This is a genomic window from Pseudomonas sp. RIT623 (assembly GCF_004519305.1).
In the GTDB taxonomy this organism is placed as follows: Bacteria; Pseudomonadota; Gammaproteobacteria; order Pseudomonadales; family Pseudomonadaceae; genus Aquipseudomonas.
Genome location: NZ_SOZA01000012.1, coordinates 41,596 through 65,238, shown reverse-complemented (window position 1 = coordinate 65,238; position 23,643 = coordinate 41,596). Strand labels below are relative to the sequence as shown.

Here is a 23,643-nt window from a genome sequence, read left to right as displayed (position 1 = left end):
TCCCGCCTTTGCCGGCAAGTACGCCCTTTATCGTGGCGTCTGCTTCGCCAAGGCTGGCTTGTACGGACATCGCAGGGCCGTAACTGGCGTAGGAGCCGGCTTGCCGGCGAACACCGGCATAGCCGGTGCCATCCACCGCGTTGCCGGTTCGCCAGCAAGCTGGCTCCTACAGGCCGAGGCCCTGGTCCCAGGCGGGTTCGTCGGCGAAGCGCTGCGCCAGGAAGTCCAGCATGCTGCGCAGGGTTGCCGGCATGTGCTTGCGCGAGGTGTACACCGCGTTGAGCGTCAGTTCCCGTGGCTTGGCCTCGGGCAGCAGGCGTACCAGCTCGCCACTGCGCAGTGCCGCCGCGGCCTGATAGGTCGGCAGCATGGCGATGCCGGCGCTGGCCAGTGCGGCCTTCTGCAGGGTCATGGCTTCGTTGGCGCTGATATTGCCCTGCACTGGCACGGCGATGGGCTGCCCGTTCACCTCGAAGTGCCACAGGCCGTGACCGAAATAGGCGTGGGTCAGACAGTTGTGCTGGCTCAACGCCTCGACTCGCTCCGGCGTGCCGTGCTCGCGCAGGTAGGCGGGGCTGGCGCAAATTACCGAACGGCACACGCTCAGGCGCCGGGCGATCAGGTTGGGGTCGATGTCGTTGCTGGTGCGGATGGCCAGGTCAATGCGTTCCTCCACCAGATTGACGGTGCGGTCGAGCATCTGTAGCTCTACCTTTACCCCGGGATAGCGCTTTACATAGGCGGCCAGGGCGTCCACCAACTGCGCCTGGCCGAACGAAGTGCTGACACTGATGCGCAGCTCGCCACGGGGCGCGGCATCGGGCTGGCGCACGGCGCTCTGCAGGTCGCCTGCCAGCTCCAGCATCTGCCGGCAGCGCGGCAGGGTTTCCTGGCCGGCGGCGGTCAGGCTGAGCTTGCGCGTGGTGCGTTGCATCAGGCGCGCGCCGACCCAGTCTTCCAGTTCGGCCAGGTAGCGTGAGATCACTGGCCTGGAAAGTGCCAGGTGATCGGCCGCGGCCGACTGGCTGCCGAGGTCGACAACGGTGACGAAGACGCGCATGGCGTTGAGACGGTCCATGATTTGCCCGATTTCAGAAACAAACTATGTTGCAGCATCGCATTTTTTGTATTGGTTCGGGCAACTAAGCTGTGTTCCATCGTTCCCGCCTACAGGATCATCTCAATGTCGCTTCTCACTCCGCTGCGTGGCCTGCTGCTGGCCTGTGCCACTCTCGCCGGCCAGGCCATGGCCGCCGAGCCTCTCAAGCTTGATGTCTACAACCCTGGCCATGACGCGATCTTCCCGGTCAGCTCGGTCATCGTCAGTGGCGCCCATGACGCCATCCTGGTCGATGCCCAGTTCGGCAAGGCCCAGGCCGAGCAAGTGGTGGAGCGTCTGCAGGCCAGCGGCAAGCAATTGACCACCATCTACGTCAGCCATGGCGATCCGGACTACTACTTTGGCCTGGACACCATCACCCAGGCGTTTCCCAAGGCCCGCGTGGTCGCTTCGGCTGCCACTGTCGAGCACATCCGCAAGACCATGGATGCCAAGCTGGCCTACTGGGGCCCGAAAATGGGCGAGGACAAGCCGGCCAAGCTGGTGGTCCCGCAGGTACTCGCCGGCGATCGCCTGGAGCTGGAGGGCCAAGAGCTCAAGGTCGAGGGCCTGGACGGCCCGCAGCCGGACCGCAGCTTCGTCTGGATCCCCTCGATCAAGGCCGTGGTCGGTGGCGTGGTGGTTTCCGAGCACATCCATGTGTGGATGGCCGACACCCAGACCGCGCAATCCCATGCCGACTGGCTGAGCACCCTGGCCAAGATCGAACAGCTGGCGCCGCGCACCGTGATCCCGGGTCATTACCTGGGCGACAGTAGCCGTTCGCTGAGTGCGGTGAGTTTTACCGCCGACTACATTCGTGCTTTCGATGTCGAGACCGCGAAAGCTGCCAATGCCGACGCCCTGATCGCGGCGATGAAAAAGCGCTACCCCGACCTGGCCGACGAAAGCTCCCTGGAGCTGGGCGCCAAGGTCGCCAAGGGCGAGATGAAGTGGTAACCCCTTTCAACCTGTTGGAGTGTTTCCCATGAGCAAGATCGCAATCATCGGCGCCACCGGGCGCGCCGGCAGCCAGTTGCTGGAAGAAGCCCTGCGTCGGGGTCATAGCGTGGTCGCCATCGCGCGCGATCCATCGCCGCTGCAAGGCCGCGCAGGGGTGACGGTCAAGGCCCTGGACGCCAAGGACAGCGCCGCCCTGGAGGCGGCGGTGAGCGGCTGCGACGCGGTGCTCAGCGCGGCGCATTTCGCCACGATCGAGCCACAGGCGATCATCGCGCCGGTCAAGGCGGCTGGAGTCAAGCGCCTGCTAGTGGTCGGTGGCGCCGGCAGCCTGCTGCTGCCGTCCGGGCAGCGGGTCATCGACAGCCCGGACTTCCCCGAGGCCTACAAGGCCGAGGCCAGTGCCGGAGTGGGCTTTCTCGATGCGTTGCACCAGGAGCCCGAGCTGGACTGGACCTTCCTGTCACCGTCGGCGGAGTTCGTCGAAGGTGAGCGCACCGGGCATTACACCCTGGGCAAGGATCACCTGCTGATCGGCGCCGATGGTCGTAGCTGGATCAGCTTTGCCGACTACGCCATCGCGATGCTCGATGAGCTGGAGCAAGCGGCGCACGCGCGAGCGCGCTTCACCGTCGGCTACTGACCGCACCCCGTAGGAGCCAGCTTGCTGGCGAACCAGGCTATGCGGTGCCTGGCACCGGCCAGGCCGGTGTTCGCCAGCAAGGCTGGCTCCTACAAGGGCTGCGCTTGCCGGGCAAGCCAATCCATCAGTTCGGCGAGTCCGCTCGGCAGGGTTTTTGTCGGGCTTACCAGGTAATAGCTCTTACCCGTCGCCACTTTCAGCTCGAACGGCATGATCAGCCGGCCAGCACGCAGGTCATCACCGATCAGCGCAAAGTCGCCAATGGCGATTCCCGTCCCTTGAGACGCCATGGCCATCGCCATGTCCAGCGTCTCGAAGTGCTGTTTTGGCCCTTGAGGCTCGAATCCGGCTTTGGCCGCCTGCAACCACAACCGCCAGTCATGCTCGTCACGCGACGGGTGCAACAGCATCTGCCGCGTCAAGTCCCGCAACTGCAGCGGCCCCTGGCCAAGCGACGGTGCGCAGACGGGGGTCAGCTGTTCGTCGAACAACTTGCGCACGTGTAACCCATGATTGGGCGCGGCGCCATACACCACGGCGGCATCGAAGCCTTCGCGGCGAAAGTCCACGCCGTGCTGCACCGTGGTGGTCAGCTCCACCGGCACGTCCGGGCGTAGCGCCTGCCATTCCATCAGCCGTGGCAGCAGCCAGCGCATCACGCAGGTTGGGGCCTTTACTTGCAAGGTGGCGCTGCGCCCACCTACCTCACGTACCCCCTGTTCGATCAAGGCAAACACCTGCTGCACCCGCGGCAGCCAGTCCTGGCCTTCGCGGGTCAGTGCCAGGCCCCGTGCCTGACGCTGAAACAGCGCATAGCCCAGGTGGGCCTCGAGTGCGGCGATCTGCCGGCTGACGGCGCCCTGGGTGATGTGCAACTGCTGCCCGGCACGGGTGAAGTTGCAGCACTGGGCGGTGATCAGGAAGGTGTGCAAGGCCGGCAGGGGAGGTAAGCGCTTCATGTAGGTCAGCCATGTTTTCAAGTCATGGCTAGTATGTGTTTTTTTGCATTGTGGCGGTAGCGCGCAGTTGCTTCCATGAACACCGATTTCAACAAGAATCGGGTATTCGATAATGGCAACCTGTGGCGAAGTGCTGGTCAAACTCCTCGAAGGCTATGGTGTCGACCATGTCTTCGGTATTCCTGGCGTGCATACCGTCGAGCTGTACCGTGGCCTGGCGGCGTCGTCGATCCGCCATGTGACTCCGCGCCACGAGCAGGGCGCCGGGTTCATGTCCGACGGCTACGCGCGCACCCGTGGCAAGCCCGGGGTGTGCTTCATCATCACCGGGCCGGGTATGACCAATATCACCACGGCCATGGGCCAGGCCTATGCTGACTCGATTCCGATGCTGGTGATTTCCAGTGTGCAGTCCCGCGACCAACTGGGCGGCGGGCGTGGCAAGTTGCACGAGTTACCCAACCAGTCCGCTTTGGTGGCGGGTGTATCAGCCTTCTCGCAGACCCTGATGAGTGCCGATGACCTGCCTCAGGTGCTGGCCCGCGCCTTCGCCGTGTTCGACGGCGCCCGGCCGCGCCCGGTGCATATCGAGATTCCGCTGGATGTGCTGGTCGAGCAGGCCGATCACTTGCTGGCCGCACGCCCGGTGCGTACCGCCCGCGCGGGGGCCGCGCCGCTGGCGGTGCAGCAGATGGCCGCGCGCCTGGCCAAGGCCCAGCGGCCGTTGCTGCTTGCCGGCGGTGGCGCCTTGTCTGCCGGCCCAGCGCTTGCCCGCCTGGCCGAGTACCTACAGGCACCCGTGGCCCTGACCATCAATGCCAAGGGCCTGCTGCCGGCGAATCATCCGTTGCAGATCGGCTCGACCCAGACCTTGCCGGCCACCCGCGCGCTGGTGGCCGAGGCCGATGTGGTGCTGGCGATCGGCACTGAGCTTGCCGAGACCGACTACGACGTGACCTTCAAAGGGGGCTTCGCGATCCCCGGCAGCCTGCTGCGCATCGACATTGACCCCGATCAGACCGTGCGCAACTACCTGCCCGAGCTGGCCCTGGTGGCGGATGCCGAGCAGGCGCTCGAGGCGTTGCTGGTGGCCTTGCCGATGCAAGGGCAGCCGCTTCGCGATGCCCGCTGGGGCGCTGCGCGGGCTGCCCGCCTGCGGGCCGACAACGCCGCGAGCTGGGACCAACCGACCCTGAGCCAGACGCGCCTGCTCACTGGCATCCTGGCGGCATTGCCGGATGCCATCCTGGTGGGAGATTCGACCCAGCCGGTGTACACCGGCAACCTGACCCTGGACATGGCCCGGCCACGCCGCTGGTTCAACGCCTCGACCGGCTACGGCACCCTCGGCTATGCCTTGCCAGCGGCCATGGGCGCCTGGCTGGGCAGTGCCGAGGCGCCGGCCGAGCGGCTGCCTGCGGTGTGCCTGATCGGTGACGGCGGCTTGCAGTTCACCCTGCCGGAGCTGGCCAGCGCCGTGGAGGCACAGGTGCCGCTGATCGTGCTGCTGTGGAACAACCAGGGGTATGAGGAAATCAAGAAATACATGGTCAACCGGGCGATCGAGCCGGTAGGTGTGGACATCCATACCCCGGACTTCACCGGCGTGGCTCGGGCGTTGGGCGCCGCGGCCGAGGATGTCGCTGATGTGGCGCAGTTGCAGGCGGCGCTGGGGCGGGCGGCGGAGCGCCAGGGGCCTACGTTGATCCAGGTGGATCAACGCCAGTGGCAGGCAGCGGTGCAAGGGTAGGTCAATCATCAGCCCGCATGCGCGCGCAGCCTGGCCACATCGCGGATTGGCGGAGCGCCATACAGGCGGCTGTACTCGCGGCTGAACTGCGACGGGCTTTCGTAGCCGACCCGATATCCCGCCACCGCCGCTTCCAGGCCATCGTTGAGCATCAGCCGCCGCGCCTCCTGCAGGCGCAACTGTTTCTGGTACTGCAACGGGCTCATCGAGGTCACCGCCTTGAAACGATGATGCAAGGTCGAGGTGCTGAGGTTGACCTCGCGGGCCAGGTCCTCGATGCGCAGCGGCTGCTGATAGTGCTGGTTGAGCCAGGCGATGGCCTGGGACACCCGGTGGGTCTGGCTGTTGGCCAGGGCGATCTCGTACAGGCGGTGGCCCTGGGGGCCGCGCAGCAGGCGGTAGAAGATCTCGCGGCGGATCAAGGGGGCGAGGATCGGAATGTCGCGCGGCGAATCCAGCAGCTGGACCAGGCGGATCAGCGCATCGAGCAACTGCGGATCGGTCTTTTCCACGTACAAGCCGCGCCCGGATGGGCGATTGGGCACCACCATCGGGCTGCTTTCGGCGATCAACTGGCTCAGGTGCGCCGGGTCGATATCCAGGCGCAGCGCCAGGGCCGGTTGCTCCGGGCTGGCCTTGAGCAACGCCCCGCTGATCGGCAAAGTCACCGACACTACCATGTAGTGCAACGGATCGTAGGCGTAATGCTCATCGCCGAGGATCAGCGTCTTGCTGCCCTGGGCCAGGATGCACAGCGCCGGTTGGGCCAGGGCGGGCATGCCGCGAATGTCCTCCTGGTAACACGCAAGGTACAGGTCGTCGATGGCCGAGGCCGGGCCATGGGGCTCGCCGGCGTGGCGCTGGATCAGCGTGGCCAGTGCCTGGCGTTGGGGTTCCAGGGTCGGGTCGAAGGGCAGGGACAGGGTCATGTTGGCTTCCTCTATTGCTGCGCAGCATAGGTTTGGGCAATGCCCGGCGCTAGTCGAAAGCTGCACGGCGATTGCCTGATCCTGCCGCGCGACAGAATCAGGCAATCGCCCGGCAGTAATGGCCTAACGTCGCGCGCGGGGCGGCGCCTAACCTTGGCAGCCTGTTTTCGCCCCCTAGCGTCAAGGAGATCGTTCATGACCCAGCAGCAACCGGTCACACACCTGGCTTTGATCCGTGCCAGCAACGGTCGTTCGGCGGAACTCGGCATGCGCCTGCGCGACCTGCTCGAGCCATCGCTGCGCGCGCCTGGCTGCCTGAGTTTCAGCGTGCAGCGCTCGCAAGTCGACGCCGACTTGTGGCTGCTCAGTGGCAGCTGGCGTGACCAGCAGGCGATGAGTGGTTATTTCGCTTCGCCGACCCTGGAGGTGTTTGCCGAGCTGGTGCAGGCACAGGTGGTCAGCAGCCTTGACCTTCACACCTTCGCTTAATGTGTAGAATGCCGCCCCTCGATCAATCAGGCGGAGTGCAGCATGGCACGTAAGGAATTCCCCCACTTCGAAGCGGTTTCGGCGATGGTCCCGGTGGAAGGCGGCGGCTACAACGCCGCAATCGCGGTCAAGGCCCTGAACCTGGGCGGTGCGCCGCGCTTTCACAAGGTCCTCGACGGGCAAGTGTTCAACAGCGCACTGGCGGCCGACGAGGCCGCCAGTGCCGAGCTCGAACGCTTGCAGGGCGTCGGCGAGGAAGGCGAGCTGATCTTCTGATCAGGCTTGCGGGCGGGCCATCTTGAACAGCTCGCCCAGGGCGAAGTAGTCCGCCGGGCCACCACCGCGCAGGATCGGCTCGGCAGCGGCGGTGTCGTAGATGCCGTCCTTGAGCAGGTGTTGGGCAATGTGCACGGCCACCACTTCGCCGAGGATCAGCCAGCTGGGCACCAGTGCCTGGTCGGCGCGCTTGAGCTGAACGATCTGGCTCACCTTGCACTCGAAGCTCACCGGGCTTTCCCCCACCCGCGGCACGCCGACCAGCCGCGAAGCGCTCGGGGTCAGGCCGCTGAGGACGAACTCGTCGACATCCGCGGCCACGGCCGCGCAGCTCTGGTTCATCTGCTCGGCCAGCGGGCGGGTGGCCAGGTTCCAGACGAACTCACCGGTCTGCTCGATGTTGTTCAGGCTGTCTTTGCGCCCGACGCTGCAGAAACCGACGATCGGCGGAATGTAGTTGAAGGCATTGAAGAAGCTGTAGGGCGCCAGGTTCAGGCGGCCTGCGCGGTCGTGGCTGGAGATCCAGCCGATGGGGCGGGGACCGACGATGGCGTTGAACGGATCATGGGGCAGGCCGTGGCCTTTGGTGGGTTCGTAGTAATACATCTGCGCAAGGCCCTGAGGCCCTTCCTGGTGGGGGACGAGACGCCTAGTGTGCCAAGCCTTGGCCCGGCTGGAAATGCTCAAGCCCGGCAGATGCCGGGCTGGGTGCACGCCTTGGGCTATTAGCTGAAGCGGTGGGCGTTGGTGCGCTCGGAGCCGTTCTCGGCGAGGCGCTGGGCATTGGTGCGGTCGAAGCCGTCTTCGGCGAAGCGTTGGCCGTTGGTGCGGTCGAAGCCATCTTCTGCGTAGTTCACTGCTTGGCTTTGCGCGCTGGCGAAGCTGTGGGCGTTGGTGCGGTCGAAGCCGTCCTCGGCGAAGGCGCCGGTAGCCAGGATCGAAAGGGCCAGGGTGAGGATCAGTTTGTTTTTCATGGTCGTTGCTCCAGTGGATGCGGTGGGTTGTTGTTGCTGTGGAATCAATGCTACTCCTATTAATTTGATTAAAAAGTGCATTAATTTGCGTATATCAATCAATTTATTAGATGTTTGGCCCGTGGTTACTTCCTCCCTTATGAGGACTGGCAGGCAGCGCAACTGAAATGGCGGAGTAGATCTGCTACAGGTTCACAGCATCCGCGCCAGCCATTAATGGGCAATTAACGCTCGCAACCACTCGTCGCGTTCGAACAACACATTTTTCATGCACGGCCAACCGATTTTTCAGCCTTGGCTGTTCACCATCGCCGCACCCCATCCCTGGAGCGGCACAACGATGAACAAACTCCCGCAAATCACCCTGGCCTTCTGGGTCATGAAGATCTGCGCAACCACCCTTGGCGAGACGGCCGGCGACCTGTTGTCGATGACCTTGAACATCGGCTACGCCATGAGTTCGCTGCTGCTGATCAGCGTGTTCCTGGTGACGCTGGTCACCCAGCTCTACTCGCGCCGCTACCACCCGATGCTGTACTGGCTGGTGATCCTTTCCACCAGCACCGCCGGCACCACGATGTCCGACTTCATGGACCGCACCTTGGGCCTGGGCTACGCGACGGGCTCGGCGTTGCTGATCGGCATTCTGCTGCTGACCTTCGCCCTGTGGCGCCTGAGCGGCAATCCGCTGGACGTCAATCGCATCGGCAACCGGGGCGGCGAGTTGTTCTACTGGGTGGCGATCCTGTTCTCCAATACCCTGGGCACCGCGCTGGGTGATTACCTGGCGGATGACTCGGGGCTGGGCTTCGCTGGCGGCGCGCTGCTGATCGGCGTGGCCATCGCGGTGGTGGCCGGCGCCCGCTACTGGACGAAGATCTCTGGCGTGGTGCTGTTCTGGATCGCCTTCGTCCTAACCCGCCCGTTCGGCGCAACGCTGGGCGACGTGCTGACCAAATCGCACGAAAAAGGCGGACTGGACTTCGGCACCATCGGTTCGTCGGCGGTGCTGGGTGGGGTGCTGTTGGTGCTGGTGGTGATGGCCACCTATTACCAGCGACGTGAGCCGGTGCGGGTGGTGGAGATGTCCTGAGCAGCAGCAGAAAGGGGCGCCTCGTCAACCGGGGCGACCCTTTTCACGTTCCGCGAACCTGGATCAGTCAGTGGTGATCCGCGAGTGTTGCTTGGTGTCCTTCATGGTCGCGTACACCAGCAGCGAGCAGGCGATGCAGCCGGTGACATACCAGTAGAAACCGGTCTCCATGCCGTTGCTCTTGAACCACAGGGCCACGTATTCGGCGGTGCCGCCGAAGATCGACACGGTCAGCGCATAGGGCAGGCCGACGCCCAGGGCGCGGATCTCGGTGGGGAACAACTCGGCTTTGACCACCGCGTTGATCGAGGTGTAGCCACTGACGATGATCAGCGCCGCCATGATCAGGAAGAACGCGCCCCACCAGGTCTGGATGGTGTGCAGGGTGCTGAGGATCGGCACGGTGAACAGGGTGCCCAGCACGCCGAAGGCGATCAGGATCGGGCGTCGGCCGATCTTGTCGGACAGGCCGCCGATCACCGGCTGCAGGCACATGAACAGGAACAGCGTGGCCGCCGAGATGGTGGTCGAGTCGCTGATGCTCATGCCCACGGTGTTGACCAGGTACTTCTGCATGTAGGTGGTGTAGGTGTAGAAGGCCAGGGTGCCGCCCATGGTCAGGCCGACCACGGTCAGCAGCTCCTTGGGGTGGCGCATCAGGGTGCGCATCAGGCTTTCCTTGGACTTCTCCTTCTTGGTGAAGGAGGCGGTTTCTTCCATGCCGCGGCGCAGGTACAGCGCGACCACCGCGCACAGCGCGCCGATCACGAACGGCACGCGCCAGCCCCAGGCGTAGAGCTCTTCGGTGGTCAGCACGTTCTGCAGGATGATCAGCACCGCCAGGGCGATGAGCTGGCCGGAGATCAGCGTCACGTATTGGAAGCTGGAGAAGAAACCACGGCGGTCCTTGCTGGCCATCTCGCTGAGGTAGGTGGCCGAGGTGCCGTATTCACCGCCCACCGACAGCCCCTGGAGCAGGCGGGCGACCACCAGCAGGATCGGCGCGGCGACGCCAATGGTTTCGTAGCCAGGGGTCAGGGCGATGACCAGGGAGCCGGCGCACATCAGCAGTACCGAGGCCATCAGCGCCGCCTTGCGGCCCTTGCGGTCGGCGTACAGGCCCATCAGCCAGCCACCGATCGGGCGCATGAGGAAGCCCACGGCGAAGATCGCGGCGGTGTTGAGCAGTTGCGCGGTGGTGTCGCCAGCTGGGAAGAAGGCCTTGGCGAAGTACAGCGAGAATGCGGCGTAGACATACCAGTCGTACCATTCGACCATGTTGCCGATGGAACCACTGAAGATCGATTTGAGGCGGCTGGCGGTGGATTTTTCCGCGGCGGGTGCAACGGCCGCCCCGGTGGGCAGAGTGCTGGCGTTATCCATCAGGGGATACCTTCTCGTTGTTTTTGTGGAGCGCGCCTGAGCGCAGCTTGAGAAGGGTTTTGCAGAAGCTGTGCCAAATGGGTGCGCAATGATCCATTCGGGGGCGTGAAGGCCGTTCATCGGCAAGGTCGGCTGCCACAGAAGCGGCGTAACTCCTGGCGTGACGCGATTGCTGTAGGCGCCGGCCGTGCCGGCGAAGGGCTGCAAGGCAGCCCCGGCAATGCCGTGATCAATAGGCGAAGTTTCGCTCACTCACCCTGTCGAATAGGCGGAAGTCCGCTTATCAGTCGCCGAGAAAATCCTCGCGCACCAACCCATGTCGCTGCATTTTCTCGTTCAACGTGCGTCGGGGCAGTTGCAGTGTTTCCATCACCCCCTTGATCTCGCCCTTGTGCTGGCGCAGCGCGGCACGCAGGCACTGGGCCTCGAAAGCCTCCATCTGCCCGGCCAGCGAGTGCGTCTGGGGCGCGGCGGCCAAGGTTGGCGCATCCAGCCCCAGGGCATGGCGTTCGGCGGCATTGGCCAGCTCCCGCACATTGCCGGGCCAGTCATGGGCCAGCAGGTGCGCCAGCTGCGCACCGCTCACTGGCGAGGCGTTGCGCCCCAGGCGTTCGGCGCTGGCACGGGCGAAGTGCTCGAACAGCAGCGGGATGTCCTCACGTCGTTCGCGCAGCGGTGCCAGGCGCAGTTCGGCGACATTCAGGCGGTAGGCCAGGTCCTCGCGGAAGCGTCCGGCACGGGCCTCTTGCAGCAGGTCAGGCTTGGTCGCCGCGATGATTCGCAGGTCCACCTCGATGCTCTGGTTGGCGCCCAGGCGCTCAAGCTTGTGCTCCTGAATCACCCGCAGCAACTTGGCCTGCTGGGCCAGCGGCATGCTTTCGATCTCGTCGAGGAACAGCGTGCCGCCGTTGGCGTACTCCAGCTTGCCGATGCGCTTGCCCTGGGCGCCGGTGAAGGCACCGCTTTCATGGCCGAACAGTTCGGCTTCGAACAGGCTTTCGGGGATCGCCGCGCAGTTGAGGGCGACGAACGGCTTGTCGGCGCGCGGGCCGAAGTCGTGCAGGCAGCGGGCCACGCGTTCCTTGCCGCTGCCGGTCTCACCACGGATCAGCACGTTGACCGGCAGGCTGGCCAGTTCGAGCACCTGGCGGCGCAACTGCTGCAAGCCCTGGGACATGCCCAGCAAGGTGCTCTCCAGTTGCGCCTTGAGATCGGCCTGCTCGTGCAGACGGCGGTTTTCCAGCACCAACTGGCGCTTTTCCAGGGCGCGGCCCAGGCTGCCCATCAGGTGTTGCGGGGTGAAGGGTTTTTCCAGGAAGTCGTAGGCGCCATTGCGCATGGCCTCCACTGCCATCGGCACGTCGCCGTGGCCGGTGAGCAGGATCACCGGCAGGTCGGGATCCAGCTGGCGCAGGCGTTCGAGCAGTTGCATGCCCGACAGGCCAGGCATGCGCACATCGCTGAGCACCACCCCGGGAAAATCGCGCGGCAGCCGGGCCAGGCAGTCTTCGCCACGGGCGAACAGCTGCACGCTGAAGCCCGACAGGCTCAGCCACTGCTCCACCGCGGTGCGGATGCTGGCTTCGTCGTCGACGACGATCACTGAATTCAACATACAGGCTCCAGGTCGCGGGGCAGGGTCAGGCTGAAGCGCGCGCCGCCCGGCAGGTTGTCGACCTGCAGGGCGCCGCCGGCATCGACCACGATGCCATAGGAGATCGCCAGGCCCAGGCCCAGGCCTTCACCGACCGGCTTGGTGGTGAAGAACGGGTCGAAGACCTTGGCCAGGTCGGCCTCGACAATGCCGCCGCCAGAGTCGAGCACGCTCAGGCGCCACAGCTCGGCGTCGGCCTCGATACGGATTTCCAGACGTTTGTAGCGCTTGTCGGCCATGGCGTCGAGGGCGTTGCGCAGCAGGTTGATCAGCACTTGCTCCAGGCGGATCGCGTCGCCGCGCACCCAGGCCGGGCGCGCCAGGTACAGGGCCACCTCGACGGCCTCGGCGCGGATGCGCGCGTCGAGCAGGTGCAGGGCCTGGTCGACCACCGTGGCCAGGTCCATGCGCTCGCGCAGGCCGCCAGGGCTGTTGCGCGCGAAGGTCTTCAGGTGGCCGGTGAGCGCGGCCATGCGCGTGAGCATCTGCTCCAGCGGCTCCAGGGCCTGGCGGGCCTGTTCGTGGCGGCCATGGTCGAGCAGCAGGCGCAGGGTTTCCAGTTGCATGCGCTGGGTGGTCAGCGGTTGGTTGATCTCGTGGGCGAGGGCGGCCGACATCTGCCCCAGCGCCGCCAGCTTGGCCGATTGCACCAGGCCTTCCTGGGCGGTGCGCAGCTCGCGGGTACGCGCCTCGACCAGGTCCTTGAGCTGCTCGCGGCTGCGTTGGCGCAGGCGGGCCAGGCGCAAGCGCTGACTGACGAACAGCGCGGCGAACACCAGGGTCAGCCAGACCGCGGCGGCGGCCAGCGCGGCGTTGCGTCCGTCCTCGGCCACCTGGGGCTTGCGCAGCAGGTGCAAGGTCCAGCCCTCGGCTTCCAGTGGCAGGCTTTCCCAGAGGTAGTCGGCGCTGCCATCGGGGCCTTGCACGCGGGTCAGGTGGCTATTGGCGGCGAAGCGGGTCAACGCCTGGTGCTGCAGCGGCACCAGCGGCTGCTTGTCGTACTGGCGGGTTTCGGCCAGTTCGGCGCGGTCGACGCCGCTGAGCGGCTGCAGTTCGCGATAACGCCAGCCGTCCTGGTTGGCGATGAAGGTGATGCCGCGGGCGTCGCTGACCAGCAGGATATCGTTGCCCTGGCGCCACTCGCGTTCAAGCTCGGGGAACTCCAGCTTGACCACCATGGCGCCGAGGAAGCGGCCGTGTTCGTCGTTCACCGCGCTGGCCAGGAAGTAGCCCGGCACGCCGCTGGTCACGCCGACCGCATAGAAACGGCCGCTGCCCTGGCTGCGGGTTTGCTTGAAATAGGGGCGAAAGCCGTAGTTGGAGCCCACGTAGGTGGTCGGCAAACGCCAGTTGCTGGCGGCTATGGCCAGGCCGGTGCGGTCGAGCAGCTCGAGGGTCGATGAGTTGGCGGCGCCGTTGATGCGTTCGAGTTTGCGGTTCAGGGCGTCCTGCACCTGCTCGGTGACTGGGCCGCGCAGGGCGGCGATCAGCTCCGGGTCCAGCGCCAGCACGGCGGGCAGGGCGCGATAGCGCTCGATCAGGGTATGCAGGGCGTTGGCGTACAGGCCCAATTGCTGGCTGGCCCGCCGGGCGTCGGTCTCCATGGCCTGGCGCTTGGCCTGGTGCATCGCCCAGCCGGCGCTGAGGGTGGTGCCGACCAGGATCAGCAGGATGATCAGGCCCAGGCGCAGGGCGCGGAAGGATGAGGGCATGGCGCGGATCCGGGGTCTTGATTGTCTGTGCCGGCCTGCCTGCGGGGCAAGCCCGTTCCCACAAGTTTTATCACAGACTTGTGCGAGCGGGCCTGCCCCGCAAGCAGGCCGGGTGTGGCTTACAGCAGTTCGAAGCTCTGCTGCTGCACCGCCTCGGAGTCGAGGCCGACCTGGACATTGAACTGGCCCGGCTCGGCGACGTGCTGCAGCTGGCCATTGTAGAACCTCAGGTCCTCCTCACTGATGTCGAAGGTCAAGGTTCGCGACTCGCCGGCCTTGAGCATCAGCTTCTGGAAGTTCTTCAGCTCCTTCACCGGGCGGCTCATCGACGCGCTCTGGTCCTGGATGTACAGTTGCACCACGGTTTCGCCGTCACGCTTGCCGCTGTTCTTCACCGTCACCTTGGCCTGCAACTTGGCGCCGCGTGCCAGCTTCGCCGCCGACAGCTTGAGCCCGGACAGCTCGAACTGGGTGTAGCTCAGGCCGTAGCCGAACGGATACAACGGGCCATTGGGCTCCTCGAAGTACTGCGAGGTGTAGTTGCCTGGTTTGCCCGGGGTGAACGGCCGGCCGATGCGCAGGTGGTTGTAGTACATCGGGATCTGCCCGACCGAACGTGGGAAGGTGATCGCCAGGCGCCCGGACGGGTTGTAGTCGCCGAACAGCACGTCGGCGATGGCGTTGCCGCCTTCGGTACCGCTGAACCAGGTTTCCAGGAGGGCGTCGGCCTGCTCGCGCTCCCAGGCGATCGACAGCGGACGACCGTTCATCAGTACCAGTACCAGTGGTTTGCCGGTGGCCTTCAGCGCCTTGATCAGCTCGCGCTGCACCGCCGGAATTTCCAGGGTGGTGCGGCTGGAGGACTCGTGGGACATGCCGCGGGACTCGCCGACCACGGCCACCACCACGTCGGCCTGCTGCGCGGCCTGGACCGCCTCGTCGATCAGCACCGCAGCCGGACGCAGGTCGTTGACGATTTCCGGGGCGTCGAAATTGAGGAAGTTCAGGTAGTCGAACATCGCCTTGTCGCCGGTGACGTTCGAGCCCTTTGCGTACAGCAGCTTGGCCTTGCCTTCGACGGCGCGGCGCAGGCCTTCGCGCACGGTGACCGAGTGCTGCGGTTTGCCGTCGGCGGCCCAGCTGCCCATCATGTCGATCGGGGCGTCGGCCAGCGGGCCGACCAGGGCGATGGTGCCGCTTTTCTTCAGCGGCAGGGTCTGCTCGCGGTTTTCCAGCAGTACCAGGCTACGGCGTGCCACGTCGCGCGCGGCGGCGCGGTGCAGACGCTCATCGGCGTAGTAGTCCTTGAGGTCGGTCTCGGCCTTGGGAATGCGCACATACGGATCCTTGAACAGGCCCATGTCGTACTTGGCGCCCAGTACTTCGCGCACCGCCTGGTCCAGTTCGGCCTGGCTGACTTCGCCGGACTTGAGCAAGCCTGGCAGTTCCTCGCCGTAGAGGGTGTCGTTCATGCTCATGTCGATACCGGCCTTGATCGCCAGCTTGGCGGCTTCGCGGCCGTCGCGGGCGACGCCATGGCGGATCAGTTCCTGGATGGCGCCGTGGTCGCTGATGGTCACGCCCTTGAAACCCCACTCCTTGCGCAGCAGGTCGTTCATCAGCCAGGTGTTGGAGGTGGCCGGCACACCGTTGATCGAGTTCAGCGCCACCATCACCCCGCCGGCACCGGCATCGAGCGCGGCGCGATAAGGTGGCAGGTAGTCGTTGTACATCTTCGGCAGGCTCATATCGACCGTGTTGTAGTCGCGCCCGCCCTCCACCGCGCCGTACAAGGCGAAGTGCTTGACGATGGCCATGATGCTGTCGGCGTTGGCTGGGCTTGTGCCCTGGAACGACTTGACCATTACCTGGCCGATCTTCGAGGTCAGGTAGGTATCTTCGCCGAAGCCCTCGCTGGTGCGGCCCCAGCGCGGGTCACGGGCGATGTCGACCATCGGCGCGAAGGTCATGTCCAGGGAATCGGCGGCGGCTTCGATGGCCGAGGTGCGGCCCACCTTGGCGATGGCGTCCATGTCCCAGGACGAGGCCAGGCCCAGGCCGATCGGGAAGATGGTACGTTCGCCGTGGATGGTGTCGTAGGCGAAGAACATCGGGATCTTCAGGCGGCTGCGCATGGCCGCGTCCTGCATCGGCCGGTTCTCGGGGGCGGTGCGCGAGTTGAAGGTGCCACCGATGCGGCCGGCGGCGATCTCCTCGCGGATCTTTTCGCGGGGCATCTCGGGGCCGATGCTGATCAGGCGCAACTGGCCGATTTTCTCGGCCTCGGTCATCTGGCCGACCAGATGATCGATGAACGCCTGCTTGTCTTGCAGGGGCGGGGCGGTGGGGGCGGCCAGGGCCGCCTGACTGGCAAGGCCCATGGCCAGGCCCAGCAAAGACAGTTTCATCATCAGTTCCGTTGTCGTGTGAAAGCGGTTTTCGAGACGTTTCCTACGTTCGTTGTTGTAGAGTCCGCCGGGTGTATGCCGAATCATTCGTCCATGATCCGGAGCAGTCGCGGATTATGCCTTATATGAGCCGCTTGTTGAGATACACTCTCGCCCACCCGAGTGCCGGGATAACAACGATAAGAACGCTCGAGAGACGATGGCATGACCGAGTACGAACAGCGCCAGATCGCCGAGGCGATCGCCCGCGCCGAGCGGCGCACCGATGCGGAGCTGGTTACCGTGCTGGCGCGCCGCGCCGACGACTTTCCGTATCTGCCTCTGCTCTGGGCCGCGTTGTTGGCCTTGCTGGTACCGGGCCTGCTGCACCTGTGGTTGGGCGGGATCGGTGTCAACGCTCTGCTGCTGACGCAGATGCTCACCTTCATCAGTTTGTGCCTGGTGTTGCGCCAGCCACGCCTGGCGGCCTGGGTCGTGCCGTCGGTGCTACGGCGGCGACGAGCCTCCGGGCTTGCCCGCCAGCAATTTCTTGAACTCAACCTACAGCGCACCGCCGGCGCCACCGGGGTGCTGATCTTCGTCAGTGAAGCCGAGCAACATGTGGAGATCCTGGTCGACGAGGGCATCGACCGGCACCTGCCCGAGCAGGCGCGAGCGGCGATCGTCGCCCGGTTTGCCGAGCAGGTGCGCCAGGGGCACACCCTCCAGGGCTTCGTCGAATGCATCGAAGCCTGCGGGGAGCTGCTCAGCGAGCATGTGCCGCCGACCCATGCGCGCAACGAGTTGCCCAATCGCCTGGTCATTCTCGACTGACCGGCGTCTATCGCGAAAACCTTCGCGATGGACCGTCATCGACGTAGAATGCGCGGCATTGCGCAACGCGCCCCCCGCATTCCGAGGCACCCGTTTACATGTCTTCCTCATCGACCGCCCCCACCGCGCCGGACGCGCGTGCCCAGTTCCTCGGCCAGTTGGCCGACGCCCTGGCCGATGGCAGCCTGACCAAGCTGGTCCTGGCCCGCCATGTCGGCGCAGACCAGAGCCTGCAACGCATCATCGGCAAACCGGTGCAGATCAAGGGCGAGCCGTGCCTGCAACTGGTCTATCGCCACCAGACCCGCGATATCACCCGCAACTTGCCGCTGCAACAAGCCCAGGCGTTGATTGCAGAGCTGTTGCCGCAGAGCTTTCGCAATGCCCACCTGTTCATCACCGAAGGGGAGGTGCAGTTGGAGTTCAGCAAGAAGGGCAAGCCGATGCTGCGTCGTCACCTGGCTCAGCAGGCCCCGCGCGCAGCGGCGACCGCCGCGCACGACCGCGAGAAGAAGCGCTACCTGGAGCTGTCGCGGCCGTTTCTGCGTGACCTTGGCGTGACCGATGCGCAGGGCGCGCTGATCCCGTCGATGTCTCGCAAGTGGAAACAGATCAACAAGTTCATCGAAGTCTTCGATCACGCCTTGGCCGGTGCGCCGCTGGCGGCTGAGCAGCTGCTGCGGGTGGCCGACTTCGGTTCGGGCAAGGGCTACCTGACCTTCGCCATCCACGACTACCTGTGCAACAGCCTTGGGCGTGAGACACAAGTAACCGGCGTTGAACTGCGCCCGGACATGGTCGAGCTGTGCAACGCCGCCGCCGCGCGTCTGGAGCATCCGGGCCTGGTGTTCGAGTGCGGCGATGTGCGCAGCGTGGTACCCGAGGCCATCGAGGTGATGATCGCCCTGCATGCCTGCGACATCGCCACCGACTATGCCATCCATACCGGCATTCGCTGCAACGCCGCGATCATCATGTGCTCGCCGTGTTGCCACAAGCAGATCCGCCCGCAGTTGCACAGTCCTGGCCTGCTCCAGCCGATGCTGCAGTACGGTCTGCACCTGGGGCAGCAGGCCGAGATGCTGACTGACAGCCTGCGCGCGCTGTATCTGGAGGCTTGTGGTTACGAGACCAAAGTCTTCGAGTTCATTTCGTTGGAACACACCAACAAGAACAAGATGATTCTGGCGGTGAAGCGGCGCCAGCCTCAGGACAATGCTGCCTTGCTGGAGAAGATCAGCCAGCTCAAGGCGTTCTACGGGGTGCAGGAGCATTGCCTGGAAAGCCTGTTGCGGGCGGATGGGTTGATTGCCGGGTAAGGCGCCTGGTTGCGCGGTTTTGCCCTTCTCTTTATAGGATCCTTCCCAAGACGTCTGCATGGACTGGGATGCGTTGCGCCAGGGCCTAGGCTGGTTCGGGATGACGCCTGTCGGCGTTATGATGGTTGTCACTTGACAACCTTGTCCTGATATCCATACTGGAGCACAGCCGATGGCCCGTCCTACCCATCTCAACAAGGAAGTTGAGCAAACCCTGGCCCATGCCGAGGCACAGGGCTGGAAGGTAGTGGTTCGGGGAGGCTATTGCTGGGGGCGCATCTACTGCCCCAATAACGACCGCGAATGCCGTTGTGGCGAGTTCTGCATCACCAGTGTGTGGAGTACGCCACGAAACCCAGGCATCTTTGCCCGGCAGTTGCGCCGGATCGTCGACAACTGCACGTCGACTCGCGGGATCGTCAACCAGCCAGCGGAGCGCACCTGATGGAATACGAATTCACCCTCAAGTATCAATTGTCCGGCCCACAAGACATCGATGCGCTGATCGAGCGCCTGGCCGAGGCCGGTTGTGACGACGCCGTGGTTGGCAGCGGCCAGCCGGGCCGCCTGGCCCTGGCCTTTGCCCGTAAGGGCGCGACGGCGCAGGAGGCACTGCACAGCGCCCTGGCGGATGTCCGGCGGGCCTTGCCGCAGGCCCAGCTGATCGAAGTGAGCCCTGACCTGGTCGGCCTCACTGATGTGGCGGAAGTGGTGGGGGGGTCGCGGCAGAACATGCGCAAACTCATGCTCACTCACCCGAGCACGTTTCCGGCACCGGTGCACGACGGCAGCCTGTCGCTCTGGCACCTGGCCGATATCCTCGCCTGGATGCAGGCGCGTGGTACCCACGCGGTCGCCCAGGCGGTTTTCGATGTGGCATCCAGTGCAATGCAAGTGAATGTCGCCAGGGCACAGGAGCGTGTTGGCGGCGCAAGCGACTGACCAGGCGCGCGGTGCAGTCCCTTGCCGCGTCGCCTGGCTGGTTCAGAAGAACCGGGTCACGCTGATCTTGGCATTGCGCCCGACGGTATAGGCGTTCTCCCCTGACAACTCCGGGCGCACGGCTTTGTTGAACAGGTTGTCGACTGTCAGGTTGACCTCAGTCCCTTTCAAGTAGGGCTGCTGTGGCTTCCAGTTGGCGAACAGGCCATGGATGTCGTAGCGCTCGTTGCCGAAGTTGTCGTAGTAGCGGTCGCCCAGGGCACTGGCCGGCCCCTCGAAATACTTGTCGCTGGGTAGGTGCTTGGTGGCGCCGACGAACTGCGCGGTCCAGCCTACACGGGCATCCCAGGCCGGGATCTTGACCCCCAGCGTGGTGATCCATTTCGGTGCCGGCACATCCTTGGCCCAGACGTCCGGGCCCCAGGGATTGGTGTACGCGCCTTGGTGACGGCCTTCCATCCAGGCGTAAGACACGGCGCCGAACAGGTAGGTGGAGTCATAGAAGGTTTCGATCTCGAAGCCCTTGTACACCACGTCACCGATATTGCGGTAGTTGCCCATCAGGCCCTTGCCGCAGGTCTTGTCGATGTTGCCGCCGGTGACCATCTGCTGCTGGCAGCCGATGCCGGTGGCCTTGAAGATTTCGTCGCTGACCTTGTTGCGGAACAGCGTGGTGCGGATCTGTGCGCTGTCGCCCTGGGTGAAGACATCGGCAAAGGTGCTGATGCTGCCGGCACGCAGGCCGACGATGCGTTCGGGGTCGAGGTTGCGGCTGCTGGCGGTGCGGCTGCCGATGCCCTGTACTTCATACTGCTCGTCCAGCACCGGGGCGCGCCAGGTCTTGCTGTAGTCGGCGAACAGCACGGTCTGCTCGTTCATCTTCCAGAACAGCGACAGGCGTGGCGACCAGCCGGTGTAGGTCTTGGCGCTGTAGTCGTGGCCAGCGGCCGGGTTGTTGTAGTACGGCGCCTGGTTGGGCTTGCCCTCGTTGGTGACATGGTCGTAGCGCAACGACGGGGTGATGGTCAGGTCGCCCAGGGTGATGGCGTCCTGCAGGTAGTAGCCCTGGCTGTCGACCTTGCCGCTGGGCATGAAGTACGGCTGGTAGTAGCCGTAGTTGTAGCGGGGGATTTCATAGGATTTGCCGGGCATCCACATCTGCGTGTCGCGATCGTGGCGACGCACTTGCACACCGGCGGTCAGGGCATGCTCCAGTGGACCGGTGAGGAAGGTGCTGGTGTTGGTCACCTCAAGCATGCGGTCCTGGTATTCGGTATCCATCCGCCGTCCGCCGGTGGACGGCTGCAACACTGCATTGGCGTTGCGCTCGTCGGTTTGCCGGGTATCGGATTCGGAATACTTCACCTGCAGATCGAGCCAGGGGTTTTCGATTGGCTGGTACTTGTAGGTGGCCGACCAGGTGGTATCGATGGTGGTACGGTTGGCCAGGAAGCGCTTGAGGGCGTCGGCGTAACCGTACTTTTCGATGCTCGCCGCCGACGGCGGTACTGGGTAGGCGGTGGAGGCGAACGTAGCCCAGCGCTCACTTTCCGAGCGCGACCAGGAAAAGCCCAGGCTGTGTTCGTCGGTGAAGTGGATGTTGGTCTTGAGTAGCGCGCCTTCCAGGTCCAGGGCGCTGTTGGGCAGGCGCTGCGGGTTGATCGGCCAGCTGTTGGTGGGGTCGGGCAGCTTGTCGGCCATCTTCAGGTCGCCACCGTCGCGCTTGGTGAAATAGGCCAGGCCATCGATGCGCCCGTCGTCGCTACGGCCGAACACCGCCGAGCTGTAGACCTGCTGGTGATCGTTGCTGGCGTAACCGTACTTGAGCATGGCGCCACTGTTGCGGCCCTCTTGCAACAGGTCGGTGGCGTCCTTGGTTTCCATGTGCACGCTGCCGCCGAGGCCGCCATTGCCGGTCTTGACCGAGTGCGGGCCTTTCTCGACCTCGATGTACTTGATCAACTCCGGTTCGATGAAGATGGTGCCTTGCTGGTAGCGCTCGAAGCCGCTCTTGGGGGCGCCGTCGACGGTCATCGGCACGTCTTCGGCATCGCCCATGCCCCAGATGTTGATGGTCTGCCCGCCGGGCTTGGCCGAGCCGCCCATATTCACCCCGGGCAGGGTGGCTAGCACGCTGGGGATGTTGCTCGGCTGGTAACGGTCGATCTGCTCCTGGTTGAGGGTCGAACGGCCGACGTTGCTGGGGTCGACCTGCTGGCCGTCACCGACGATGCTCACGGCGCCAAGTTGCAGGCTGTTGTCGCCGACCGGGTCGTCGTCGCGCAGGCGCACCACATAGGTATTGCCCATGCGCACCACGTTGAAGCGGCTGCCTGTCAGCAGACGGCCGATGGCCGCCTCGGCCTCATAGTCGCCCTTGAGCGCTGGCGCCTGGGCGCTGCCGAGCAGGGCTTCGTCGAACAGTAGTTGCACCTTGGCCTGCTGGGCCAGTTGGCTTAGCGAGCGGGCCAGCGATTGGGCCGGCAGGTCGAGTGGCACCGGCGCGGCTTCGGCGGCCAGGCTCACGGACAGGCACAGGGCGAGCAGGGTGGGTCGGACAGGCAGGCAGTGCAGCGACAACATGGTTTCCCCCAAACGGCAAAAGGCCGGAAAAATGCCTGCCATCAAGGAGCAGGCGGGGAGGAAGACGCGTGCTTGCGAAAAAACCTCACCTGCGAATGATAAAAATTCTCATAAATATCGCGCTGCCGTCACGCGCCTCAGCGTCGTTCGATGCGCAAGCGGCCGTCGGCCAGCAGCGTGGTCTTGACCGGCAACAGGGCCGGCAGGGCATTGAGCAGGGCATCGGGGTCATGCACGTCGAGGTTGCCGGACACCTTGTAGCGACCCAGCGCCGGGTCGGCCAGCAGCACGGGGTGCTGGCGGTACAGGCCGACTTCGTCGATCAGGCTGGCCAGTTCGCGATTGCGAAAGCTCACGTGCCCTTCACGCCAGTCGGCCACTGCCTGCTCGCCCAGGTCCTGGCGGGTCAGGGTGCCGCGGGCGAGGTCGTAGGTGGCGCCCTGCTGGGCGCCGAGCAGCACCGGCGGGTGGCGCTCACCGGGGGTTTCGAAGGCCACCTGGCCATGGGCGACGCCGACCACCAGCTCGCGCTCGCCACGGCGCAGGTCGAAGCCGGTGCCGACCACGCGCACACGGCCGCTGCCGGCATCGACGAACAACGGGCGTTCCTTGTCGGGGGCGACTTCGATGTACAGCTGGCCATGGTCGAGGTGGATCAACCGGCGCTCGGCATCGAACGCCAGGCGTAGGCGAGTCTGGGCGTTGACGGACAACACGCTGCCATCGGGCAGTTGTAATGTGCGCAGGGTCGGGCCGGCGGCGATGCGCTCGTCGAAGGTGGTGCTGCCGGCTCCCAGGTTTCCGACCAGCAGGGCGCACAGCAGCGCCGCCGCGGTTGCCAGGGCCGGCCGCCAGCGGGGCGCTCGTCGCACGGGTAAGGCAAGCGGCCGACTGGCCTGCTTGAGCGCGGCCAGGTCGTCCCACAGTTGCTCGAACTGGCGGTAGGCATGCGCGTGCTCTGCGGTCTGCATCCACTGGCTGAAGGCCTTGCGCTCGGGCCGCGTCGGGTTGTTGCGGTTGCGGCTGAACCAGCTCGCCGCCTGGGCGTCGATCGGGCGTGGGTCACGCGCGTCGGTGGGGGTCATGGGGACTGCTCCGTGCCGGTGTCACTGTCCAGGCGTTGCTTGCATTGCAGCAGGGCGGCGGCGATGTGCTTCTCGACCATGCTGACGGAAATGTTCATGCGTGCGGCAATCTGGGCCTGGGTCAGGCCCTCGAAACGGTGCAGCATAAGGGCTTCGCGCCGCCGCGGCGAGAGCTCGTCGAGCACTTGGCGCAATTGATTCAGCCGTTGTTGTTGCTGGGCATGGTCCAGCGGGTCGTTGGCGGCTGGTGCATGCGCATCGGCCAGGGGCTCGTCGGCCAGCGCCGCATGGCGCACCTTTTGCCGGCGCCAGTGGTCGCTGAGCAGATTGCGCGCCACCTGGAACAGGAATGCCCGGGGTTGCTCGACCTTGGCCCGATCGCGGTAACCCAGCCACTGGGCGAACACGTCCTGGGTCATGTCCGCGGCATCGCTGGCATTGTCCATGCGCTTGCGCAGGAAATGCAGGATGTCGGCGTAGAAACCGTGGGCGACAGGGTCGGGTTTTGGGCGTTGCATGCACGCTTTCCGGGGCTGGCCTTGAGGAAAGGGTGCGGATCTTATCGAGAATTA

General features: G+C 65.0%; 21 protein-coding genes and 1 pseudogene. 10 read left to right on the top strand and 12 right to left on the bottom strand.

Annotated features, from left to right (window positions below; translation table 11 throughout):
* Window positions 1–166 precede the first annotated feature (166 nt).
* The gene (locus E3U47_RS11020; RefSeq protein ID WP_134691474.1) at window positions 167–1,078 is read right to left on the bottom strand and encodes a LysR family transcriptional regulator; all 912 of its coding nucleotides are present in this window, start codon (window positions 1,076–1,078) and stop codon (window positions 167–169) included.
* Between the two features lie 105 nt (window positions 1,079–1,183).
* Here E3U47_RS11020 and E3U47_RS11015 point away from each other — a divergent pair, with 105 nt between their 5' ends.
* Complete coding sequence (locus tag E3U47_RS11015) at window positions 1,184–2,059, top strand: MBL fold metallo-hydrolase (RefSeq protein ID WP_134691473.1); 876 nt, start codon at window positions 1,184–1,186, stop codon at window positions 2,057–2,059.
* A 28-nt stretch (window positions 2,060–2,087) separates the two neighbouring features.
* Window positions 2,088–2,702 carry an NAD(P)-dependent oxidoreductase gene (locus E3U47_RS11010; RefSeq protein WP_134691472.1) on the top strand — a complete coding sequence of 205 codons (615 nt, stop codon included), beginning with the start codon at window positions 2,088–2,090 and terminating at the stop codon, window positions 2,700–2,702.
* A gap of 89 nt (window positions 2,703–2,791) precedes the next feature.
* On the opposite strand, the gene E3U47_RS11005 is transcribed toward E3U47_RS11010, so the two are convergent.
* Window positions 2,792–3,661 (bottom strand): LysR substrate-binding domain-containing protein, encoded by an 870-nt coding sequence (locus tag E3U47_RS11005; protein ID WP_134691471.1) that lies wholly within the window; start codon window positions 3,659–3,661, stop codon window positions 2,792–2,794.
* A gap of 112 nt (window positions 3,662–3,773) precedes the next feature.
* Here E3U47_RS11005 and E3U47_RS11000 point away from each other — a divergent pair, with 112 nt between their 5' ends.
* Window positions 3,774–5,411 (top strand): 5-guanidino-2-oxopentanoate decarboxylase, encoded by a 1,638-nt coding sequence (locus E3U47_RS11000; protein WP_134691470.1) that lies wholly within the window; start codon window positions 3,774–3,776, stop codon window positions 5,409–5,411.
* 8 nt (window positions 5,412–5,419) lie between these two features.
* On the opposite strand, the gene E3U47_RS10995 is transcribed toward E3U47_RS11000, so the two are convergent.
* A complete protein-coding gene (locus tag E3U47_RS10995; protein ID WP_134691469.1) occupies window positions 5,420–6,340 on the bottom strand; it encodes an AraC family transcriptional regulator in 921 nt (306 codons plus the stop codon).
* 195 nt (window positions 6,341–6,535) lie between these two features.
* Between E3U47_RS10995 and E3U47_RS10990 the strand changes: the two genes are divergently transcribed.
* Window positions 6,536–6,829 (top strand): putative quinol monooxygenase, encoded by a 294-nt coding sequence (locus E3U47_RS10990; RefSeq protein ID WP_134691468.1) that lies wholly within the window; start codon window positions 6,536–6,538, stop codon window positions 6,827–6,829.
* Window positions 6,830–6,871: 42 nt separating this feature from the next.
* Window positions 6,872–7,105, top strand: a complete 234-nt coding sequence (locus E3U47_RS10985; protein ID WP_134691467.1) for a hypothetical protein — start codon at window positions 6,872–6,874, stop codon at window positions 7,103–7,105.
* Here the strand turns inward: E3U47_RS10985 and E3U47_RS10980 are convergent, their stop codons facing one another.
* The gene (locus tag E3U47_RS10980; protein ID WP_134691466.1) at window positions 7,106–7,711 is read right to left on the bottom strand and encodes a flavin reductase family protein; all 606 of its coding nucleotides are present in this window, start codon (window positions 7,709–7,711) and stop codon (window positions 7,106–7,108) included.
* A 122-nt stretch (window positions 7,712–7,833) separates the two neighbouring features.
* Window positions 7,834–8,079: pseudogene (locus E3U47_RS10975) on the bottom strand (heme utilization protein); the annotation flags it as partial.
* Between the two features lie 340 nt (window positions 8,080–8,419).
* On the opposite strand from E3U47_RS10975, the gene E3U47_RS10970 reads away from it, so the two are divergent.
* Window positions 8,420–9,172 carry a hypothetical protein gene (locus tag E3U47_RS10970; RefSeq protein WP_134691464.1) on the top strand — a complete coding sequence of 251 codons (753 nt, stop codon included), beginning with the start codon at window positions 8,420–8,422 and terminating at the stop codon, window positions 9,170–9,172.
* A 63-nt stretch (window positions 9,173–9,235) separates the two neighbouring features.
* Here E3U47_RS10970 and E3U47_RS10965 read toward each other — a convergent pair whose 3' ends face one another.
* The 4 genes from E3U47_RS10965 to bglX form a co-directional block, all read right to left on the bottom strand.
* Complete coding sequence (locus E3U47_RS10965) at window positions 9,236–10,555, bottom strand: MFS transporter (RefSeq protein ID WP_134691463.1); 1,320 nt, start codon at window positions 10,553–10,555, stop codon at window positions 9,236–9,238.
* A gap of 283 nt (window positions 10,556–10,838) precedes the next feature.
* Window positions 10,839–12,170, bottom strand: coding sequence for a sigma-54 dependent transcriptional regulator (locus E3U47_RS10960; protein WP_134691462.1), 1,332 nt, complete (start codon window positions 12,168–12,170; stop codon window positions 10,839–10,841).
* On the bottom strand, window positions 12,164–13,921 hold the full coding sequence (locus E3U47_RS10955; RefSeq protein WP_134691461.1) for an ATP-binding protein: 1,758 nt from the start codon (window positions 13,919–13,921) through the stop codon (window positions 12,164–12,166). The genes E3U47_RS10960 and E3U47_RS10955 overlap by 7 nt, the downstream gene beginning before the upstream one ends.
* A 119-nt stretch (window positions 13,922–14,040) precedes the next feature.
* Window positions 14,041–16,332, bottom strand: a complete 2,292-nt coding sequence (bglX, locus tag E3U47_RS10950) for a beta-glucosidase BglX (RefSeq protein WP_134691460.1) — start codon at window positions 16,330–16,332, stop codon at window positions 14,041–14,043.
* A gap of 201 nt (window positions 16,333–16,533) precedes the next feature.
* Here bglX and E3U47_RS10945 point away from each other — a divergent pair, with 201 nt between their 5' ends.
* From E3U47_RS10945 to E3U47_RS10930, 4 genes are all read left to right on the top strand, one after another.
* Window positions 16,534–17,142 carry a TPM domain-containing protein gene (locus E3U47_RS10945; protein WP_134691459.1) on the top strand — a complete coding sequence of 203 codons (609 nt, stop codon included), beginning with the start codon at window positions 16,534–16,536 and terminating at the stop codon, window positions 17,140–17,142.
* Between the two features lie 98 nt (window positions 17,143–17,240).
* Window positions 17,241–18,461 carry an SAM-dependent methyltransferase gene (locus E3U47_RS10940; RefSeq protein ID WP_134691458.1) on the top strand — a complete coding sequence of 407 codons (1,221 nt, stop codon included), beginning with the start codon at window positions 17,241–17,243 and terminating at the stop codon, window positions 18,459–18,461.
* A 172-nt stretch (window positions 18,462–18,633) separates the two neighbouring features.
* Window positions 18,634–18,906: a hypothetical protein gene (locus E3U47_RS10935; RefSeq protein ID WP_134691457.1), complete on the top strand. Its 273-nt coding sequence runs from the start codon at window positions 18,634–18,636 to the stop codon at window positions 18,904–18,906.
* Window positions 18,906–19,403: an AlpA family transcriptional regulator gene (locus E3U47_RS10930; protein ID WP_134691456.1), complete on the top strand. Its 498-nt coding sequence runs from the start codon at window positions 18,906–18,908 to the stop codon at window positions 19,401–19,403. Before E3U47_RS10935 ends, E3U47_RS10930 begins: the two co-directional genes overlap by 1 nt.
* Window positions 19,404–19,445: 42 nt before the next feature.
* Here E3U47_RS10930 and E3U47_RS10925 read toward each other — a convergent pair whose 3' ends face one another.
* From E3U47_RS10925 to E3U47_RS10915, 3 genes are all read right to left on the bottom strand, one after another.
* Complete coding sequence (locus E3U47_RS10925; RefSeq protein ID WP_134691455.1) at window positions 19,446–21,986, bottom strand: TonB-dependent receptor; 2,541 nt, start codon at window positions 21,984–21,986, stop codon at window positions 19,446–19,448.
* A gap of 137 nt (window positions 21,987–22,123) precedes the next feature.
* Complete coding sequence (locus tag E3U47_RS10920; protein ID WP_134691454.1) at window positions 22,124–23,071, bottom strand: FecR domain-containing protein; 948 nt, start codon at window positions 23,069–23,071, stop codon at window positions 22,124–22,126.
* Window positions 23,068–23,589, bottom strand: a complete 522-nt coding sequence (locus E3U47_RS10915; RefSeq protein ID WP_134691453.1) for an RNA polymerase sigma factor — start codon at window positions 23,587–23,589, stop codon at window positions 23,068–23,070. The genes E3U47_RS10920 and E3U47_RS10915 overlap by 4 nt, the downstream gene beginning before the upstream one ends.
* Window positions 23,590–23,643: the final 54 nt, after the last annotated feature.

Coding starts and splice junctions, on each gene's coding strand:
- E3U47_RS11015 (WP_134691473.1), top strand. CDS start 1,184: ATGTCGCTTCTCACTCCGCTGCGTGGCCTGCTGCTGGCCTGTGCCACT.
- E3U47_RS11005 (WP_134691471.1), bottom strand. CDS start 3,661: ATGAAGCGCTTACCTCCCCTGCCGGCCTTGCACACCTTCCTGATCACC.
- E3U47_RS10980 (WP_134691466.1), bottom strand. CDS start 7,711: ATGTATTACTACGAACCCACCAAAGGCCACGGCCTGCCCCATGATCCG.
- E3U47_RS10990 (WP_134691468.1), top strand. CDS start 6,536: ATGACCCAGCAGCAACCGGTCACACACCTGGCTTTGATCCGTGCCAGC.
- E3U47_RS10960 (WP_134691462.1), bottom strand. CDS start 12,170: ATGTTGAATTCAGTGATCGTCGTCGACGACGAAGCCAGCATCCGCACC.
- E3U47_RS10915 (WP_134691453.1), bottom strand. CDS start 23,589: ATGCAACGCCCAAAACCCGACCCTGTCGCCCACGGTTTCTACGCCGAC.
- E3U47_RS10955 (WP_134691461.1), bottom strand. CDS start 13,921: ATGCCCTCATCCTTCCGCGCCCTGCGCCTGGGCCTGATCATCCTGCTG.
- E3U47_RS10995 (WP_134691469.1), bottom strand. CDS start 6,340: ATGACCCTGTCCCTGCCCTTCGACCCGACCCTGGAACCCCAACGCCAG.
- E3U47_RS10925 (WP_134691455.1), bottom strand. CDS start 21,986: ATGTTGTCGCTGCACTGCCTGCCTGTCCGACCCACCCTGCTCGCCCTG.
- E3U47_RS10920 (WP_134691454.1), bottom strand. CDS start 23,071: ATGACCCCCACCGACGCGCGTGACCCACGCCCGATCGACGCCCAGGCG.
- E3U47_RS10985 (WP_134691467.1), top strand. CDS start 6,872: ATGGCACGTAAGGAATTCCCCCACTTCGAAGCGGTTTCGGCGATGGTC.
- E3U47_RS10930 (WP_134691456.1), top strand. CDS start 18,906: ATGGAATACGAATTCACCCTCAAGTATCAATTGTCCGGCCCACAAGAC.
- E3U47_RS10940 (WP_134691458.1), top strand. CDS start 17,241: ATGTCTTCCTCATCGACCGCCCCCACCGCGCCGGACGCGCGTGCCCAG.
- E3U47_RS11000 (WP_134691470.1), top strand. CDS start 3,774: ATGGCAACCTGTGGCGAAGTGCTGGTCAAACTCCTCGAAGGCTATGGT.
- E3U47_RS10970 (WP_134691464.1), top strand. CDS start 8,420: ATGAACAAACTCCCGCAAATCACCCTGGCCTTCTGGGTCATGAAGATC.
- bglX (WP_134691460.1), bottom strand. CDS start 16,332: ATGATGAAACTGTCTTTGCTGGGCCTGGCCATGGGCCTTGCCAGTCAG.
- E3U47_RS11010 (WP_134691472.1), top strand. CDS start 2,088: ATGAGCAAGATCGCAATCATCGGCGCCACCGGGCGCGCCGGCAGCCAG.
- E3U47_RS11020 (WP_134691474.1), bottom strand. CDS start 1,078: ATGGACCGTCTCAACGCCATGCGCGTCTTCGTCACCGTTGTCGACCTC.
- E3U47_RS10935 (WP_134691457.1), top strand. CDS start 18,634: ATGGCCCGTCCTACCCATCTCAACAAGGAAGTTGAGCAAACCCTGGCC.
- E3U47_RS10945 (WP_134691459.1), top strand. CDS start 16,534: ATGACCGAGTACGAACAGCGCCAGATCGCCGAGGCGATCGCCCGCGCC.
- E3U47_RS10965 (WP_134691463.1), bottom strand. CDS start 10,555: ATGGATAACGCCAGCACTCTGCCCACCGGGGCGGCCGTTGCACCCGCC.